Origin of the sequence: Paenibacillus sp. 23TSA30-6 (assembly GCF_014858585.1) — a bacterium.
GTDB lineage: Bacteria > Bacillota > Bacilli > Paenibacillales > Paenibacillaceae > Paenibacillus.
Map to the genome: position 1 here is coordinate 28492 of NZ_SLTL01000029.1, position 17340 is coordinate 45831.

14 protein-coding genes are annotated in these 17340 nt (G+C 49.2%); all 14 read right to left on the minus strand.

All coding sequences use genetic code 11. The features are described from left to right. Positions 1-8: 8 nt before the first annotated feature. The 14 genes from E0698_RS21420 to clpP all read right to left on the minus strand — a co-directional run bounded on the left by E0698_RS21420 (position 9) and on the right by clpP (position 17064). Complete coding sequence (locus E0698_RS21420; RefSeq protein ID WP_192512855.1) at positions 9-920, minus strand: RluA family pseudouridine synthase; 912 nt, start codon at positions 918-920, stop codon at positions 9-11. Next, positions 917-2221: a glutamate-1-semialdehyde 2,1-aminomutase gene (gene hemL, locus E0698_RS21425; RefSeq protein ID WP_192512856.1), complete on the minus strand. Its 1305-nt coding sequence runs from the start codon at positions 2219-2221 to the stop codon at positions 917-919. Before hemL ends, E0698_RS21420 begins: the two co-directional genes overlap by 4 nt. A gap of 30 nt (positions 2222-2251) precedes the next feature. After that, positions 2252-3250, minus strand: coding sequence for a porphobilinogen synthase (gene hemB, locus E0698_RS21430; RefSeq protein WP_149094808.1), 999 nt, complete (start codon positions 3248-3250; stop codon positions 2252-2254). Positions 3251-3295: 45 nt separating this feature from the next. After that, a complete protein-coding gene (gene cobA / locus E0698_RS21435; RefSeq protein ID WP_192512857.1) occupies positions 3296-4849 on the minus strand; it encodes a uroporphyrinogen-III C-methyltransferase in 1554 nt (517 codons plus the stop codon). 4 nt (positions 4850-4853) lie between these two features. Next, entirely contained in the window at positions 4854-5780 is a 927-nt protein-coding gene (gene hemC, locus E0698_RS21440) for a hydroxymethylbilane synthase (protein ID WP_192512858.1), read from the minus strand. Between the two features lies 1 nt (position 5781). After that, positions 5782-6429, minus strand: a complete 648-nt coding sequence (locus E0698_RS21445) for a precorrin-2 dehydrogenase/sirohydrochlorin ferrochelatase family protein (RefSeq protein WP_134913025.1) — start codon at positions 6427-6429, stop codon at positions 5782-5784. Between the two features lie 8 nt (positions 6430-6437). Continuing rightward, a complete protein-coding gene (gene ccsA, locus E0698_RS21450; protein ID WP_192512859.1) occupies positions 6438-7265 on the minus strand; it encodes a cytochrome c biogenesis protein CcsA in 828 nt (275 codons plus the stop codon). 16 nt (positions 7266-7281) lie between these two features. Beyond that, positions 7282-8676, minus strand: coding sequence for a glutamyl-tRNA reductase (hemA, locus tag E0698_RS21455; protein WP_192512860.1), 1395 nt, complete (start codon positions 8674-8676; stop codon positions 7282-7284). A gap of 262 nt (positions 8677-8938) precedes the next feature. Further along, positions 8939-9553: a ribosome biogenesis GTP-binding protein YihA/YsxC gene (yihA, locus tag E0698_RS21460; protein ID WP_044645655.1), complete on the minus strand. Its 615-nt coding sequence runs from the start codon at positions 9551-9553 to the stop codon at positions 8939-8941. Between the two features lie 18 nt (positions 9554-9571). Next, entirely contained in the window at positions 9572-11908 is a 2337-nt protein-coding gene (gene lon, locus E0698_RS21465; RefSeq protein ID WP_192512861.1) for an endopeptidase La, read from the minus strand. 111 nt (positions 11909-12019) lie between these two features. Further along, on the minus strand, positions 12020-13747 hold the full coding sequence (gene lonB, locus E0698_RS21470) for an ATP-dependent protease LonB (RefSeq protein WP_149094803.1): 1728 nt from the start codon (positions 13745-13747) through the stop codon (positions 12020-12022). A gap of 228 nt (positions 13748-13975) precedes the next feature. After that, positions 13976-15094, minus strand: coding sequence for a flavodoxin-dependent (E)-4-hydroxy-3-methylbut-2-enyl-diphosphate synthase (gene ispG / locus E0698_RS21475; protein ID WP_134913021.1), 1119 nt, complete (start codon positions 15092-15094; stop codon positions 13976-13978). A gap of 110 nt (positions 15095-15204) precedes the next feature. After that, the gene (clpX, locus tag E0698_RS21480; RefSeq protein ID WP_025684004.1) at positions 15205-16461 is read right to left on the minus strand and encodes an ATP-dependent protease ATP-binding subunit ClpX; all 1257 of its coding nucleotides are present in this window, start codon (positions 16459-16461) and stop codon (positions 15205-15207) included. Between the two features lie 12 nt (positions 16462-16473). Next, positions 16474-17064 carry an ATP-dependent Clp endopeptidase proteolytic subunit ClpP gene (gene clpP / locus E0698_RS21485; RefSeq protein WP_044645652.1) on the minus strand — a complete coding sequence of 197 codons (591 nt, stop codon included), beginning with the start codon at positions 17062-17064 and terminating at the stop codon, positions 16474-16476. Positions 17065-17340 lie beyond the last annotated feature (276 nt).

The following is a 17340-nucleotide window of genomic DNA, read 5'->3' on the forward strand; positions in this document are numbered from 1 at the left end:
GCCATCTTTTATAGCTGTTTATGCAGCTTTTGAAAATCATCCGGCCAAGCATCTTCCACAGTAATCGTTTCTCCGCTCAGCGGATGACGGAAGGTAAGACGCTCTCCGTGCAGCGCCTGCCTGCCAAAATCAGCAGCCCGTCCCCCGTATAATACATCCCCCAATAACGGATAGCCCGCATGGCTAAGATGAACGCGAATCTGGTGCGTTCGGCCTGTTTCCAGTGTTAAATATACGAGGCTAACCGCCTTTTGACCGCTCCCCCACACTTCACCAAGTTCCACATGGGTAACCGCGCTCTGTCCGGTCGGAGAAACACGGCGACGCTGCTTGTGATGCCTGTCCTTGCCAATCGGCCAATCCAGCGTCCGCAGTGATGAAGGGACTTCACCCCGTACCAAAGCCACATAACGGCGACCGATATCCTTGGCCCGCATCTGCTCGTCCAGCTTGAGCAACGCGAATTCATTTTTGGCATACAGCACCGGGCCTGTCGTATCCGTATCCAAACGATGCACATGCCGTACTGCCGCATGGATGTCATTCATCTCATAATACGATGCGACCGCATGATCCAACGTCAGTGGACCCTCTTTTACAGCTCCGTCCGGGTGTACCGCCATACCCGCCGGTTTGTGTACGACCAGGCAAAAATCATCCTCATACAACACCTTCAAATCGTACCAGCGAGGGGTCACGCCAAGGTCCGTAACGGGAAAAAGGGCCAGCCGCAGCCGGTCCCCCGCAAGTTCGATCTGCTTTTCGTGTCGCAGTCTGCGCCACAGCTTTTCCGGTAGCTCCAAACGGTTCAGCAACCAGCGATCTACAGCATCGGTGCGATGTTCACCCTCTGTGATTTCCCGTCCCGGTGTGACTTCCAGCCACGGTCCCCGTCTTTTCCAGCCGCCTTGCCAGCTCATAGACGTTTGAGCGCGCGATAGTTCGCTTCAATGGTAGCATCAATATCTTCCACCGTATGCACACCTGATACAAACATGCCCTCAAATTGGGATGGCGCCACACTGACTCCCTCGTTCACCAATTCGGTAAAGTAACGACGAAAGTGGTCCTGATTACTTGTTTTAGCTGTATCAAAATTGACAACCTTCTCTTCAGTGAAAAATGGACAAACCATGGAGCCTACACGGTTGATCGTGACAGGTATGCCCAGCTCACGTGCATTACGTTCAAATCCGGCCTGAAGCCTTGCTGCCCGTTCTTCCAGTCGATCATATACTTCTGGCGTCAGCAATTTAAGCGTCGAATAGCCTGCTGCCATAGCCAGCGGATTTCCGCTAAGCGTACCCGCCTGATAGATCGGACCAGAAGGTGCAATCTGTTCCATAATATCGCGACGTCCGCCATAGGCACCTACAGGCAGACCTCCGCCAATGACTTTACCCAGGCATGTGAGATCCGGGGTTACACCAAAGCGACCTTGAGCTGAATGAAGTCCTACCCGAAATCCGGTCATGACTTCATCAAAAATCAGCAGGCTTCCATACTGCCGGGTTACCTCACGCAAACCTTCCAAAAATCCAGGCTGTGGCGGTACAACTCCCATATTTCCAGCGACCGGCTCGACAATAATGGCGGCAATTTCCTCGCCAAATTTTTCAAAGGCCAGTTTCACAGAAGCCAAATCATTATAAGGAACGGTGATCGTATGTGTGGCCACGGCTTCGGGTACACCCGGACTATCGGGCAGACCCAGTGTTGCCACGCCAGAGCCTGCTTTAATCAGCAAGCTGTCCGCATGACCATGATAAGAGCCTTCAAATTTAAGGATTTTGCTGCGGCTCGTAAATCCGCGTGCAAGTCGAATCGCGCTCATCGTCGCCTCGGTTCCCGAGTTGACCATACGAACGATATCCACGGAAGGAACACGCTCACAAACGAGCTTCGCCATTTCGGTTTCCGCCAACGTTGGCGCTCCGAAGCTGGTTCCTTTGACAACTGCAGCCTGTAGAGCCTTAACGACCTCAGGATGCGCATGTCCCATAATGAGCGGTCCCCATGAACAAACATAGTCAATATAGGATTGACCGTCGATATCATATACTCGTGATCCTTCGCCACGGTCGATATATACAGGTGTAATCCCAACAGCTTTAAAAGCCCGAACCGGACTGTTTACGCCACCCGGAATATATTGCTTTGCCTCATCAAAGGCTACTTTAGAGCGCGCATCCTCGCGCACCGTTCGTTGTTCGTTGATCATTCTGACCACTCCTGTCTTCTAAAAATACACTTATTGCTTCAACCATCTTGCCGCATCCTTGGCGGAATAGGTAATAATCATATCTGCACCCGCACGCTTCATGCTTGTCAAAATCTCCAGCACCATCGCTTTTTCATCAATCCAGCCTTGAAGAGCTGCCGCCTTGACCATCGCGTATTCACCGCTGACGTTGTAAGCCACCAGAGGCAAATCAAACTGGTCTTTAATTGTACGCATCACGTCCAGATAAGAAAGGGATGGCTTCACCATCAGCATATCCGCACCTTCCAGCACATCAGATTCTGCTTCTCGCAACGCTTCACGTGCATTGGCAGGGTCCATCTGATAGGATTTGCGGTCACCAAACTGCGGCGCAGAATCTGCGGCTTCCCGGAAAGGGCCGTAAAAAGCAGACGCATATTTGACGGAATACGACATAATCGGAATATGTGAGAAGCCCTCCAGATCCAGTCCCTGCCGAATCGCCTGTACAAAACCGTCCATCATATTGGATGGCGCGATAATATCAGCGCCCGCTCTGGCTTGAGAAACGGCTGTACGGACCAGCACCTCCAGAGATTCGTCATTCAGCACTTCACCACATACCTCACCATCATGCTCATGCATGTGGACCATGCCGCAGTGCCCATGATCCGTAAACTCGCATAAACAAGTATCAGCCACAACCAGCAACTCGGGATAACGCGATTTGATCAGACGTGTAGCTTCCTGAACAATACCGTCGTCCACAAAAGCCGAAGTCCCCAAGCTATCCTTCGTCTCCGGTATGCCAAACAGGAGCACGGCAGGAATGCCAAGCTCACTAATTTCTTTCAGTTCTTCTTCCAGTTGATCCAGAGAAAAGCGGTACACACCGGGCATGGAGCTAATTTCCTGCTTCACTCCTGTACCGAATGTTACGTAGATCGGCTGGATAAAATCAGCCGGATTCAATACCGTCTCACGCACCATGCTACGGATGGCAGCAGATTGACGCAAACGGCGATGTCTGGTAAAAGGAACACTCATGATTGCAAACCTCCAGTTTTTATACATTCATTTGGTAAAATAAAATTATGATGTCACAGCATTCGATTGTTTCCAGTCACATAGCGATTGGATCAGACTTCCAATAGTTGCCTTTTCCGCCATGAAACTGACGGTCAGGCCCGCCTGGGTCGCTGTTTCTCCAGTGAGAGGGCCAATCACAGCGATCGTCACTCCCTCCAGCAGCGACAGCGGATCTTCGACTCCCATCTGCCTGAGTGCTTCCAGAAAAAAGGTGACTGTTGAGGAACTGGTAAAAGTAATCGCATGGATGGCACGTTCCTCAAGCAGCTTGAGCAGTTCATCATCCTGTGCGTTTGCGGCCAGCACGGTTCGATACAAATCGGCCTCAGTCACCTCAAGTCCCAGCTCTCTCAGCTTCTCCGGCAGCCAGGTTCGGGCAAGATCTCCTCTTGGCAGAAATACGTTCTGACCTGCCTGCAAATCCTGCTCAAACGCTTCGAGTAAGCCCTCTGCCTGAAAAGGGCCTTCGATCTGCTCCGCTTCAATTCCGTGCGTGCGAAGTGCCGCCGCTGTAGCCGGTCCGACTGCGGCAATACGCGCCTTAAATAGCGAACGAACATCCTTGCCTTGTTCCTTCAGATGAGTGAAAAAGTATTCCACTCCGTTAACGCTGGTAAAAAACACCCAGTCGTATTCAGGCAATCGTGCAAACGTCTCAGTAATTTGTCGTTTCGTTGGCTCGTCCGTTGGGACAACCGTCTGGATGACGGGAAATTCATAAGGCTCGCCGCCAAGCTCTTCAATCCGATGAACCAGACTGCTGGCCTGTGCGCGCGCACGTGTAACCAAAATCCGCTTGCCGAACAAAGGCATATCCTCAGCCCATTTTAACTGTTCACGCTGATTAACCACTTCTCCGACGACGATGACGGCGGGAGGCTGAAAATTCGCGGCTTTCACCTTGGCCTCAATATCTACCAGCGTACCCACCAGTGTATCCTGCTCCGCACGGGTTCCCCAACGGATCAAAGCAACGGGTGTGCTAGGCGGCTTGCCGTGCTTCATCAGTTGCTCACTAATATAGCCGATCTTCGCCACACCCATCATAAAGATCAGTGTGCCCGTTGCGTTCGTTACTTTATCCCAATGAATACTCTTGTCGAGCTTGTCTGGACTTTCATGACCCGTAATGATAGACAGCGATGAGGCCATATCCCGGTGTGTGACCGGAATGCCCGCATAGGCAGGTACACTGATCGCTGATGTAATGCCGGGTACGATCTCATAGGAAATACCGTGTTTGCGCAGCAGTCCGGCTTCCTCGCCGACCCGGCCAAAAATGGTGGGGTCCCCGCCTTTGAGCCGGACGACCGTTTTTCCTTCCATAGCCAGATCCACCAGCAACCGGTTTATTTCCTCTTGCTTCATGGTGTGACGATCCGGCAGCTTGCCGACATATATTTTCTGAGCACCTGGCTTCATCAAACCTAAAAGTCGAGGGCTTGCCAGTCTGTCATAGACAATCACATCACCCAGTCGAATGCATTCCCAGCCCTTGACCGTAATCAGTCTTGCGTCTCCGGGTCCTGCGCCTACTAAATATACCTTTCCCGCCATTCCATCATCCCCTCACCTGCGCCAGAATCTGTTCCGCTCCTTTGGCGATCAAGCTAGCCGCCACCGCTTCTCCCAGCTTTTGCGGATCATTTCCCTGGAGCGTTTCCTTCAAAATAACCTCGCCATCCGGCGAGCCTACCATACCCGTGAGGCGGATCTCTTGATCAACCCAGACTGCGTGGGCCCCGATCGGCACCTGGCATCCCCCGTTCAGCACGCCAAGGAAGGTTCGTTCTGCCGCAACCGTAGCCGAGGTATCCCGGTCGTTGTATAGATGCAGCAATGCGAGTAGCTCTTCATCATTGGCGCGACATTCAATACCGAGCGCTCCCTGCCCAACTGCCGGCAAACAGTCTTCCTCTGGTATATAGGACGTAATTCGGTCTTTCCAGCCCATCCGGTGCAAGCCTGCAGCCGCCAAAATGATGGCGTCAAAACCTTCAGTCTCCAGCTTTTTCAGACGGGAATCAATATTACCGCGCACAGGCTCCAATTGAAGATCAGGTCGTAATGACTTGATTTGACTGGCTCTGCGCAGGCTGCTCGTACCGACCTTTGCCCCTTGGGGCAGGTCGTCCAAGCTCTTGGACCCCAGAGTAACGAAACAATCCCGCGAGTCCTCCCGACGCGGTACCGCGCCGTTCACCAGCCCTTCGGGCAATTCTGACGGCATATCCTTCATACTATGTACTGCCATATCAATTTCACCTGCCAACATGGCCTGTTCAATTTCTTTGACAAACAGCCCTTTGCCACCCACCTTGGACAACGTTACATCCAAAATCCGGTCGCCCTTGGTCAATATTTTTTTTACGACAAACTGCATATCCAGCCCATGCTCCGCGCACAGCACGTTCAAATCCTCAATGACATGCCCGGTCTGAGTTAGCGCAAGCGCGCTCTGTCTGCTACCTACCACAATTGTTCGCATGCTATTCCTCCTGATTTTGCGCAATCCATATGTCCATCTCTTCTTGCGTCCATGCCGTAAATTCCTGACGTCGTATTTGCTCCAAAATTCCGCTGCTCGCCAAACGTCTCAGCAGTTTCGCCCTTTGCTGCGGGGAAGATATGGTACGTTTAATCGCCTGCCTCATATCGTACATGAAATCCAGATACGGCTCGTATTCGCTACCAAACAGCGTATCCAAAGCCGATGTAATTTCGGATGTTACTGCTGGACCCGCACCTGCGGTGGATACGCTGATCGTTAGCCTACCCCGTCGGATGATGCCCGGCGTTATAAAGTCCGCATCTTCCGAGCGGTCCGCCACATTTACAAGTATACCCCTTCGCACAGCCTCATGCGCAACCGTATTGTTCACTTCTCTCCGGTCGGTCGCCGCATATACAAGAAAGGCCCCCTGGAGGTCACCCTCGCGGTATACGCGATTTACCCAGTGGAGCTGCTTATGATCGGCCAGAACCTGTAAATCCGGCGTTATATTCGGACTGATGACGGTAATGAACGCCCCGCTTTCCATCAGTCCCTTTACCTTGCGTTCCGCTATCCTTCCTCCGCCCACAATACAACAGAGCTTATTTTTACAATTCAGCGAAATCGGCACAAAATGTTGCAAATGGCCATTCACTCTCCCGTCCACTGATGAAATACAGACCAGGAATTCAGCAAAAAGTTAAGAATCAATAGCGTGTAGCCCACCAATGCCCACTTCGCCATCACGAGGCCCGACTTCTGATTGAATCTTTTGCTCACTAAAAATACAATATACACGCACAGGGCTATCGCTGTCATCAATACTTTAGTATCCAGTAGCAGACGCCAGCGTTCTTCAGCAATAATAGAAATGACGGCAACTACAATGGAGACCCCAAGCAAAGGAGTACCAATCAACAGCGCCATATGGGTATACCGATCCATCATTTCCAGACTCGGCAGACGCCGGATCGTATCATTCCATTTCTTGACTTTCAATTTACGATGCAAAAACAGATAAAGCCCCGAAAATACAGCTGCTACCGTCATGGCTACAAAGCCAAGATTGGCCAAAGCGATATGGATGAGAAGCAGCCCATGCACCGTATGCCAACTTCCAAGCGGATTGTTGGTGGGCTCCATCCATATATTATTGAGCACAAGAACCGCAAAGCTAATAATGTTAAGCAGCAATACCGCAAATTCCGACCGCTGATAGCGTGAGAGAATTAAAGAAATCAGGACCAAAATAAATGAAAACAGAAATAAAAAATCGTAGGTTACAAAAATAGGAAGATGTCCTTCGTTCCAGGTTCTTATTCCCATATATACAAGCTGGAGCACAAGAACGACAGCAAGAAGCCCTGTACCTGTCCGTTTGGCACTCGCATTACGGCGAATGCCATCCGAGAATACAAACAGAAGGCTCAGGGCAAAAACGTAAATCATCGAATCATATATAAGCGTGCTTAAAGCCACGTTCACTCACCCGCCTTTACATGCCAGCCGGCGCAAACGACGCTGGCAAGGCTTGGACCTGACCAGATTTTTCATGAATACCGGCCTCCGGTTTCATTAACGCGGATGCATCGCTTTTATCTACTTTCTGAGCGGCGTCCTCCAAACGATCCTCCAGAGCAAAAATGTGGCTAAACAGTTCAAGCGCCTCATTCCCCTGCCTTTGGACAGCCAGTTCCTTCACCGAATTGATCGGATCATGCATCATCTGGTTCAGCATACTCTTCGTCAAGCGGCTAATCACTTTGCGTTGTCGTTCATCCAACTCGGGAAGCTTGTTGAACAAGCTTTCAAGCGTATCCTGATGCACGGTCTCTGCTTTTTCCTGTAAAGCACGAATCACCGGACGCACTCCCATCGTTTTTAACCATTGATAAAAGTCGCCAAGTTCTCCTTCGATCATATGCTCAATTTTGGCAGCCTCAGTACGGCGCATTTCCAAATTGCTCTCCACGATGCCTTCCAGATCATCAATATCGTAGAGAAAAACATTCTGCAATTCACCAATAGCCGGGTCCAAATCACGTGGAACCGCAATATCAATCATAAATAAAGGACGGGACCGACGACGTTTCATACTGGCTTCAACCCGCTCGCGATCCAGAATATATCCTTGTGCACCTGTGGAGCTAATGACAATGTCCACATCCGCCAACCGATTCATACCTTCCTCCATCGTGACCGGCGTTCCATGAAACTTGGAAGCCAAATCTTCCGCTCTGGATAAAGTCCGGTTCGCCACAATGACCTCGGCTGCTCCACCGCTGTACAAATGCTTAACGGTAAGCTCGCTCATTTTACCCGCGCCGAGAATCAGCACTTTTTTATCGGTAAACAACCCAAAAATTCGTTTGCCCAGTTCAACTGCTGCATAGCTGACGGATACGGCGCTTTCTCCAATGGACGTCTCAGAATGGGCACGCTTGCCCAATGTGACGGCCTGCTTAAACAGCATATTAAACCACGTTGCCGTAATTTTCTGGGATTGAGCCTGAAGAAAAGCGTTCTTCACCTGTCCCAAAATTTGTGTTTCCCCGATTACCATAGAATCCAAACCACAAGTCACACGGAACAAATGCCGGATGGCCTGCTCGTCCTCATATATATATAGATGCTGTGTAAATTGATCGCGAGGAATGCCGAACCATTGCTCCATAAAACTGCGTATAAAATAACCGCACATGTGAAGGCGGTCCACCACGACATAAATTTCAGTCCGATTGCAGGTTGCGACAATTACGCCCTCCAACACACTTTTGGTGAGTTTGAGTTGTTCCAGCGCTTTTGGTAAATCTTGTTCTGCAAATGTAAATCGCTCTCTGACTTCCACAGGCGCCGTACGATAATTCAACCCAACAACGACGATGTGCATTGCAAATTCACCTGCCTAAACTGTAATAAGAATAACCACTGTTATCATAAACTATGTTAATTATATCACAGAAGTCCGAATCTCCTCCGGCTGTTTTATGAATTGTTTATGAAAATTGGATGGCAAACTCGAACATCCAATACGTCTGTATCGTTTGATATAGTTTGAGCCATTTTTAAAGCAAATAACCATGGATTAAATCCATGGTTATTCTTCGCATATGTCTTTTCCGATAGAACGCCCTCCATGGACGTCCTTCTTCTTAGATTTCCGGTTGTTCCTCGTCTTCGTCGTTCTCAATATAGCTGGAGATGACCGACCATAGCTCATCCTTACCCATGCCTTCTTCAGATGAAAAGGGGATAAACAAACCCCCAGGAAGTATTCCGAGTTCCTGCTTGATTACTTTATAATGCTTCTCCCGCCGTGTTTTGGGGATTTTATCTGCCTTCGTGCCTACAACGCATACCGGGAGTCCGTTATGGCGTAACCAGTCATACATCATGATATCATCCTTAGACGGTGGATGACGCAAATCGACCATTTGAAGCACCAGCTTGAGCGGCTCCCGTTCCAGCAAATACGACTCAATCATTTGCCCCCAGGCTTTACGGGACGTTTTGGATACCTTTGCGTAGCCGTAACCCGGAAAATCGACGAAATAGAGATCATCATTAATTCGGTAATAATTGAGCTGCTGTGTTTTACCCGGCGTAGAACTGGTGCGCGCCAAGTTTTTACGACTAATCAACCGATTAATCAGTGACGACTTCCCTACATTGGAACGCCCCGCCAGAGCAATCTCCGGCAAAGCGTCCACAGGGAACTGATCGGGGCCAACCGCGCTAATAATAAATTCTGCTTTTGTTACTTTCATCGTGTCCTTAATTCCTCTCTAATGTACCCTTGCCTGCTCAACCAAAGCATGCTTTAGCACCTGATCCATATGGGCAACGGGAACAAATTCAACATCCTGCCTGATACTGTCGGGAATATCTTTTAGATCCCGTTCATTATCCTTGGGAAGCAGAATTTTTTTGTAGCCTGCCCGGTGGGCTGCCAGCGACTTCTCTTTTAATCCACCAATCGGCAGCACGCGGCCGCGCAGGGTAATTTCCCCCGTCATAGCCACATCTTTGGATACATGACGGTTGGTCAGCGCTGAAATCAACGCTGTAGCAATGGTAATTCCCGCCGATGGTCCATCCTTCGGAATCGCTCCCTCCGGAATGTGGATATGAATATCATTTTTCTCATAAAAGTCCGTATCAATGCCCAGCTCAACCGCTTTGGAGCGAGTGTAGCTAAATGCGGCCTGCGCGGATTCCTTCATAACGTCTCCCAGCTTACCTGTAAGAATCAGCTTACCGCTGCCGGGTACGACCGTCACTTCAATCATCAGCGTTTCACCGCCGACCTCTGTCCACGCCAAGCCTGTAACCGTACCAATCTGGTCTTCCAGCTCCGCTACACCGTAACGGAATTTGGCGACGCCTAAATAATCTTTCAGATTGTCCGGTGTAATTTGAATCGGGCCTTCTCCACCGGATACCACTGACTTCGCAGCCTTGCGGCATAAAGAAGCCATTTGCTGTTCGAGATTCCGCACGCCGGATTCACGGGTATATTCACGGATAACACGCAGCAGCGTATCCTCCCCGATGTCCAGTTGCTCCTCTTTCAAGCCGTGCTCTCTCTTCTGCTTGGGCAGGAGATAACGATTAGCGATTTCGAGCTTTTCCAGCTCGGTGTAACCCGGAATGTACAATGTCTCCATCCGGTCCATCAGCGGACGCGGAATATTATGCGCGGCATTGGCTGTCGTCACGAACATCACATTGGACAAGTCAAAGGGCAGCTCGACAAAATGGTCACTGAACGTATTGTTCTGTTCGGGATCAAGCACCTCCAGCAGTGCCGCCGAAGGGTCACCACGAAAATCCGAAGCCATTTTATCAATCTCATCCAGCAAAAAGACCGGATTAGACGTTCCAGCCGTCTTCATTCCCTGAATGATGCGACCTGGCATCGCGCCTACATAAGTCCGGCGATGACCACGAATTTCCGCTTCATCCCGCACGCCCCCAAGAGAGATGCGGACAAATTCTTTCCCCATGGACTTGGCGATGGAACGAGCCAGTGAAGTCTTGCCCACCCCCGGTGGACCTACGAGACACAGAATTGGCCCCTTAATGGTCTTCACCAGCTTGCGTACAGCCAGATACTCCAGCACCCGTTCCTTCGGCTTATCCAGTCCGTAGTGATCATCATTCAGTATCTCTTCAGCCTTGACGATATCCAGATCATCATCCGTAAACTTGTTCCATGGCAAGCTTAACAGCCAATCGACGTAATTACGGATCACCCCGCCCTCGGCAGAGCTTGCAGGCATCTTCTCCAGACGGTCAATTTCCTTCTCGACCTTCTCCTTTACAGGAGCGGGCAGTTCCAGCTCACTTAACTGATTGCGCAGCTCTTCTACTTCTCCTGCGCGACCTTCCTTCTCGCCAAGCTCTTTCTGGATCGCCTTCATTTGCTCACGCAGGTAATACTCCTTCTGCGTTTTCTCCATCTGTTTCTTCACGCGCTGGCTAATTTTCCGTTCCAGCTCAAGTACCTCACGCTCATTGTTCAAAATATCCAGAAGCTTCTCCAGACGTTGAGCTACGTCGATCGTCTCCAGTATATCCTGCTTCTCCTTGATTTTGAGCGTCAGATGACTTGTAATCACGTCAGCAAGCCGTCCGGGCTCCTCAATGTCGGATACCGCAGCGAGAGTTTCGGGGGTTACCTTTTTGGACAAGTTGATATAATGCTCGAACTGGGTCAAAACAGTACGCATGAGCGCATCCGTCTCGGGATGCACGTTTTCTGCCTCATGCAGCTCCTTTGCCAGTACCTCGTAATATTCCTCATTGTCCATATATTGAATAATCTCGGCACGTTCCAGCCCTTCCACCAGCACCCGAATCGTTCCGTTGGGAAGCTTGAGCATCTGGCGTACTTTGGCTACCGTGCCGACTCGAAAAATATCCTCTTGTGCGGGTTCTTCAATATTCACTTCTGATTGAGAACACAGGAGAATCAAATTATCTTCAACCATCGCTTTTTCCAAAGCCTTGACCGATTTTTCTCGGCCCACATCGAGATGCAGAACCATGCTCGGGTAGACCAGAAGTCCTCTTAAAGGCAGCAAAGGAAAACGACGACCTTTTGTCTTGTTGGGTCCCATCGCTTTCGCACCTCCAGTGATTCTCAAGTTCCGGATTTTACAATCCTTCAAGTTGTTATCTTTCATATTTTATCAAATGTTTTATGAAAAAACCAATGAAAGGGTAGTTCATTAGCAAGATCCTGTGTCCGATATCGTCCCGTTATGCGTCCCATCGGCCTGCAACAGGGAAGATTGGGATGGGCGAAAAGTCTCAATTGGCGTGTGTACAGGTAAATCTGACGTCAATTCCTCTCCAAATACGTGCTGGAATACTTCCGTAACCGACTGCACCGGAATGACTTTCAAGCCTTCAATGCTGTCAAAAAGAGACTGCCAGTTGTCCTGCGGGATGATCACCTTTTTAGCCCCTGCCTGAAAAGCAGCCTCAATCTTGGCTAATACGCCGCCAATCGGTTTAACACGCCCGTGAATGCTAACCTCTCCGGTCATCGCAATTTCGTGATCCACCGGAATTCCCCGCATTGCAGAAGCAATAGCTGTTGCCATAGCAATACCTGCCGACGGGCCATCTACTGGTGTTCCTCCGGGGAAATTAATATGCAAATCGTAATTCGACGGCGATAAACCGAGTGTACGCAAAACGGTCAACACATTTTCCACAGAGCCTTTGGCCATACTTTTACGCCGTAGCGTACGGGAGCCACCGCCAATCTCTTCCTCATCAACTACACCCGTAATATTATAGGTTCCCTTTCCCGCAGGAACCGGAACTGCTGTAACCTCAATCTCCAGCAGCATACCCATATTCGGGCCATATACGGCCAAACCGTTAACAAATCCGATTTGTGGCAGACCCGGTATTTTCCGGTCAGGACGCGGTTGAATTTGGCTGCTGCCTGCTACCCATTCCACATCCGAGGCGTTTAGACATTCCCGTTTCTCCGTAAGTGCCAATCCAGCAGCAAGCTGAATCATATTGACGGCCTCCCGGCCATTTGTGGCGTAACGCTGTACAACTTCAACCGCCTCCGGGCAAGGACCAAAGCCCAGCTTGTGGACGGCATCCTCAGCAATACGAGCAATTTCCTGCGGCTGGAGAGCACGGAAATAAATTTCCATGCACCGGGAACGAATGGCAGGCGGCAGCTCATGCGGCGAACGGGTCGTCGCACCTACCAAACGGAAATCGGCAGGCAAACCATTTTGAAAAATATCATGGATATAAGCAGGAGTATTCGAATCCTCCGAGTTGTAGTACGCGCTCTCCAAAAATACTTTACGATCCTCCAATACTTTCAACAACTTATTCATCTGTGTAGGGTGCAACTCACCAATTTCATCAATGAACAGCATGCCACCATGTGCCTTCGTTACAGCTCCGGGCTTGGGCTGCGGAATACCCGCCACCCCCATCGCTCCAGCACCCTGATAAATCGGATCATGCACCGAACCAATCAACGGGTCTGCAATACCCCGCTCGTCAAAACGGGCAGTCGTCGCATCAATCTCCGTGAATTTGGCGTCTCCCTTGAACGGGGAGGACAGGTTTTTCTTAGCCTCTTCCAGCACCACGCGCGCAGCAGCCGTCTTGCCCACTCCTGGTGGCCCATAAATAATAACATGCTGGGGGTTCGCACTGCATAACGCTGCCTTGAGCGCACGCAGTCCGTCCTTCTGACCGACAATATCCTGTAATGTGGCGGGACGAGTGCGTTCAGCCAGCGGTTTGGTTAATGAAATGGAACGCAGTTTGCGCAGTTTATCCAGTTCCTTGCGGGATTCCCGGTCCACTGCGCTGCGGTTCGTCTTCTGACTCCGCAAAAGATTCCAGAAATACAGACCGATGACAATCCCAAAAAACATTTGCACCAACAACAAGATCATAGTAAAGTCCATCGTATTTCCTCCGTTTCTCATCTCAGCATTTTGAAAAATGCCGCTAAAATGCCGTCTATGAAAAACAGTATTTCCTTTTCCCCAATAGCTAAACGGTAGTCTTCCAAAAGATCAGAGAGAAAATACAAAAACACCGTGAAGAACAGTTCTGTAGCAGAGCTGCCCTCCACGGCGTTTAAATGATGGCAATAGAATATGATTATGCCTCTTTATGGGAATCGATTTTGTCTATACCTTCTCGGCTGTATGACGTTCCTCGCGACCCGGAATTTTACCCGTCTCTTCATACGCCTTGACGATGATGTCAATTTCTTTTTTCAATTCGTCAACCATGTCAGCCTCGGGAACTTTGCGAATCATTTTTCCGTAACGGAACAGAAGTCCTTCCCCACGCGCTCCGGCAATACCGATATCGGCTTCCTTTGCTTCCCCCGGACCGTTCACCGCGCAACCCAGTACCGACACTTTAATCGGCACCTTGAGTTTCGCAATATAGTCTTCGACTTCGTTGGCGATAGAGAACAGATCAATATCCAGACGTCCACAAGTCGGACAGGAAATCAAAGTCGCAGCATTCGTGATCAGCCCAAAGGTTTTGAGCAGTTCCCGCGCAACCTTCACTTCTTCAACTGGATCGGCACTCAGCGAAATACGCATGGTCGAGCCAATGCCCGCTGCCAGCAAGGCACCCATTCCCGCTGCACTCTTAACGGTTCCGGTAAAAAGCGTACCCGCTTCGGTAATACCCAGGTGTAGCGGATATTTGATGATTTCGGCCGCCTTCGTATAAGCAGCAATCGCCATAGGCACATCAGATGCTTTCAGCGACACGATAATATCGTGAAAATCAAGCTCTTCCAGTATACCGATATGGTATAGTGCACTTTCTACCATCGCTTCTGGGGTAGGATAGCCGTACTTATCCAGCAAATGCTGTTCCAATGACCCGGCATTCACACCGATCCGAATCGGAATTCCCTTTTCCTTGCATGCCTTAACCACAGCTTCCACTTTTTCACGACGACCAATGTTGCCGGGATTGATACGAACCTTGTCAATTCCGTTTTCAATCGCCAGCAAGGCCAGCTTGTGGTTAAAGTGAATATCCGCTACGAGCGGAATATGGATCTGTTTTTTGATTTCCTTAATGGCTGCGGCAGCTTCCTCATTGTTGACGGTGACCCGTACAAGTTGGCAACCCGCCTCTTCCAAACGGAGAATTTCAGCGACGGTAGCTTCCACATCTGCTGTTTTGGTCGTACACATGCTTTGGATGATGACTTCATTGCTGCCGCCAATCGTCAGGTTCCCGACTTTAACGGGACGTGTGTCTTGTCTTAAGAACATGTACTTTTCTCTCCCATTAACACCAAACCTCCACCCCATAAAACCTCATATGGGTTTAGTGAAGTGGAGATCCGGCTTCTCATGTTTTAGAGATCGCGAAGTATCAATCCTTAGGCGCTCTCTTCTTGTTTTTTATCCTTATCTGTACCACCGAGTTCCGGTGCGATTTTATCTTTTACAACTTGCTCATTAATGACGCAAGTCGTGATATCATCACGGGAAGGAACCTCATACATCACATCCAGCATAATGCCTTCAATGATCGCACGAAGACCACGGGCACCCGTGTTACGCTTGATGGCTTCACGGGCAATGGCTTCCAGAGCATCTTGCTTAAACTCCAAAGTAACATTATCCAGTTCAAGCATCTTCTGATACTGCTTGACTAAAGCATTTTTCGGCTCAGACAAAATACGAACCAATGTGTTCTCATCAAGCGGCTCCAGCGTAGAAATAACCGGCAAACGTCCTACAAACTCCGGAATCAGACCGAATTTCAAAAGATCCTCAGGCAATACCATAGAAGTATATTCACCCGGTTTCAAATCCTTTTGATCTGTAGTCGCATTAAAACCAATGACTTTCTTACCAACACGACGTTTGATCATTTGCTCCAGACCGTCAAAGGCACCACCGCAAATGAACAGGATGTTCGTCGTATCAATTTGAATGAACTCTTGATGAGGATGCTTACGACCACCTTGTGGAGGCACAGAAGCAACCGTGCCTTCCAAAATTTTAAGCAATGCCTGCTGTACACCTTCACCCGATACATCACGTGTAATGGATGGGTTTTCGGATTTGCGGGCTACTTTATCAATTTCGTCGATGTAGATAATGCCACGTTCAGCTTTTTCCACATCATAATCGGCAGCTTGAATCAATTTCAGCAAAATGTTTTCAACGTCTTCGCCCACATAACCCGCTTCCGTAAGGGAAGTAGCATCTGCGATGGCAAAAGGAACGTTCAAAATTTTAGCCATGGTTTGCGCAAGCAACGTTTTACCTGAACCTGTAGGTCCGAGCATCAAGATGTTACTTTTTTGCAGTTCCACATCATCAATTTTGTTTTGCGTATTAATACGTTTGTAGTGGTTATACACCGCTACGGACAATGATTTTTTCGCTTGATCCTGACCAATTACATATTGATCGAGAATGTCACGGATTTGCATTGGTTTCGGAATGTCTTTCAGATCTACTTCTTCCTCATGACCCAGTTCCTCTTCCACGATTTCCGTGCACAACTCAATGCATTCGTCACATATATATACGCCTGGTCCGGCAACTAGCTTGCGAACCTGATCCTGAGATTTACCGCAGAAGGAACATTTCAGTTGTCCTTTTTCATCATTAAATTTAAACATAGAGCCACCCCTTTACAGATTAATCGGTCTAGACAGCACCTGGTCAATGATACCGTATGCTTTTGCCTCTTCCGCTTCCATGAAGAAATCCCGGTCAGTATCACGTTCGATTTTTTCGAGGGGCTGACCCGTACGCTCTACATAGATTTGATTCAGCTTGGCACGCGTTTTGAGAATCCAGTCCGCATGGATCAGCATATCGGAGGCTTGCCCCTGAATGCCACCCAACGGCTGATGGATCATGACTTCGCTGTTAGTAAGCGCATATCTCTTTCCTGGAGCACCTGCTGTGAGCAGCAAAGAGCCCATACTTGCAGCCATGCCTACACAGATCGTCGATACATCCGGCTTAATGAATTGCATTGTATCATATATACCCATGCCCGCAGTTACAGAACCGCCCGGCGAGTTAATGTACAAATTAATATCCTTCTCCGGATCTTCCGCAGAAAGGAACAATAGCTGTGCAATGACGAGATTGGCGACATCGTCATCAATTGGGCCACTCAGGAAAATGATGCGATCCTTAAGCAACCGCGAGTAAATATCGTAAGATCGTTCTCCTCGATTCGTTTGTTCCACAACCATAGGGACGAGACTCATCACGACCAACCTCTTTTCTTTATTAAAATGAACACCAGTATTCATCCACTTCCTTAAGTCCCATTAAAACGGAAGTACAAGCATGAAACGGGAACACCTTACAAAATATTTTAACATGTTCAGAGTCTCGTGTCATATTTGCATCCGCTCATATATGCAGTGCGGGCTGTTGTACAACGTACTTAGCCGAGACCTTCTCATATTTAACCATGTTTCGTATGTATGTGCAAATGTACAGCAGTGACTTAAGTACAACAATAAAGCGCAACTCACAGC

Coding starts and splice junctions, on each gene's coding strand:
- E0698_RS21420 (WP_192512855.1), bottom strand. CDS start 920: ATGAGCTGGCAAGGCGGCTGGAAAAGACGGGGACCGTGGCTGGAAGTC.
- hemL (WP_192512856.1), bottom strand. CDS start 2,221: ATGATCAACGAACAACGAACGGTGCGCGAGGATGCGCGCTCTAAAGTA.
- hemB (WP_149094808.1), bottom strand. CDS start 3,250: ATGAGTGTTCCTTTTACCAGACATCGCCGTTTGCGTCAATCTGCTGCC.
- cobA (WP_192512857.1), bottom strand. CDS start 4,849: ATGGCGGGAAAGGTATATTTAGTAGGCGCAGGACCCGGAGACGCAAGA.
- hemC (WP_192512858.1), bottom strand. CDS start 5,780: ATGCGAACAATTGTGGTAGGTAGCAGACAGAGCGCGCTTGCGCTAACT.
- hemA (WP_192512860.1), bottom strand. CDS start 8,676: ATGCACATCGTCGTTGTTGGGTTGAATTATCGTACGGCGCCTGTGGAA.
- yihA (WP_044645655.1), bottom strand. CDS start 9,553: ATGAAAGTAACAAAAGCAGAATTTATTATTAGCGCGGTTGGCCCCGAT.
- lon (WP_192512861.1), bottom strand. CDS start 11,908: ATGGGACCCAACAAGACAAAAGGTCGTCGTTTTCCTTTGCTGCCTTTA.
- lonB (WP_149094803.1), bottom strand. CDS start 13,747: ATGGACTTTACTATGATCTTGTTGTTGGTGCAAATGTTTTTTGGGATT.
- ispG (WP_134913021.1), bottom strand. CDS start 15,094: ATGTTCTTAAGACAAGACACACGTCCCGTTAAAGTCGGGAACCTGACG.
- clpX (WP_025684004.1), bottom strand. CDS start 16,461: ATGTTTAAATTTAATGATGAAAAAGGACAACTGAAATGTTCCTTCTGC.
- clpP (WP_044645652.1), bottom strand. CDS start 17,064: ATGAGTCTCGTCCCTATGGTTGTGGAACAAACGAATCGAGGAGAACGA.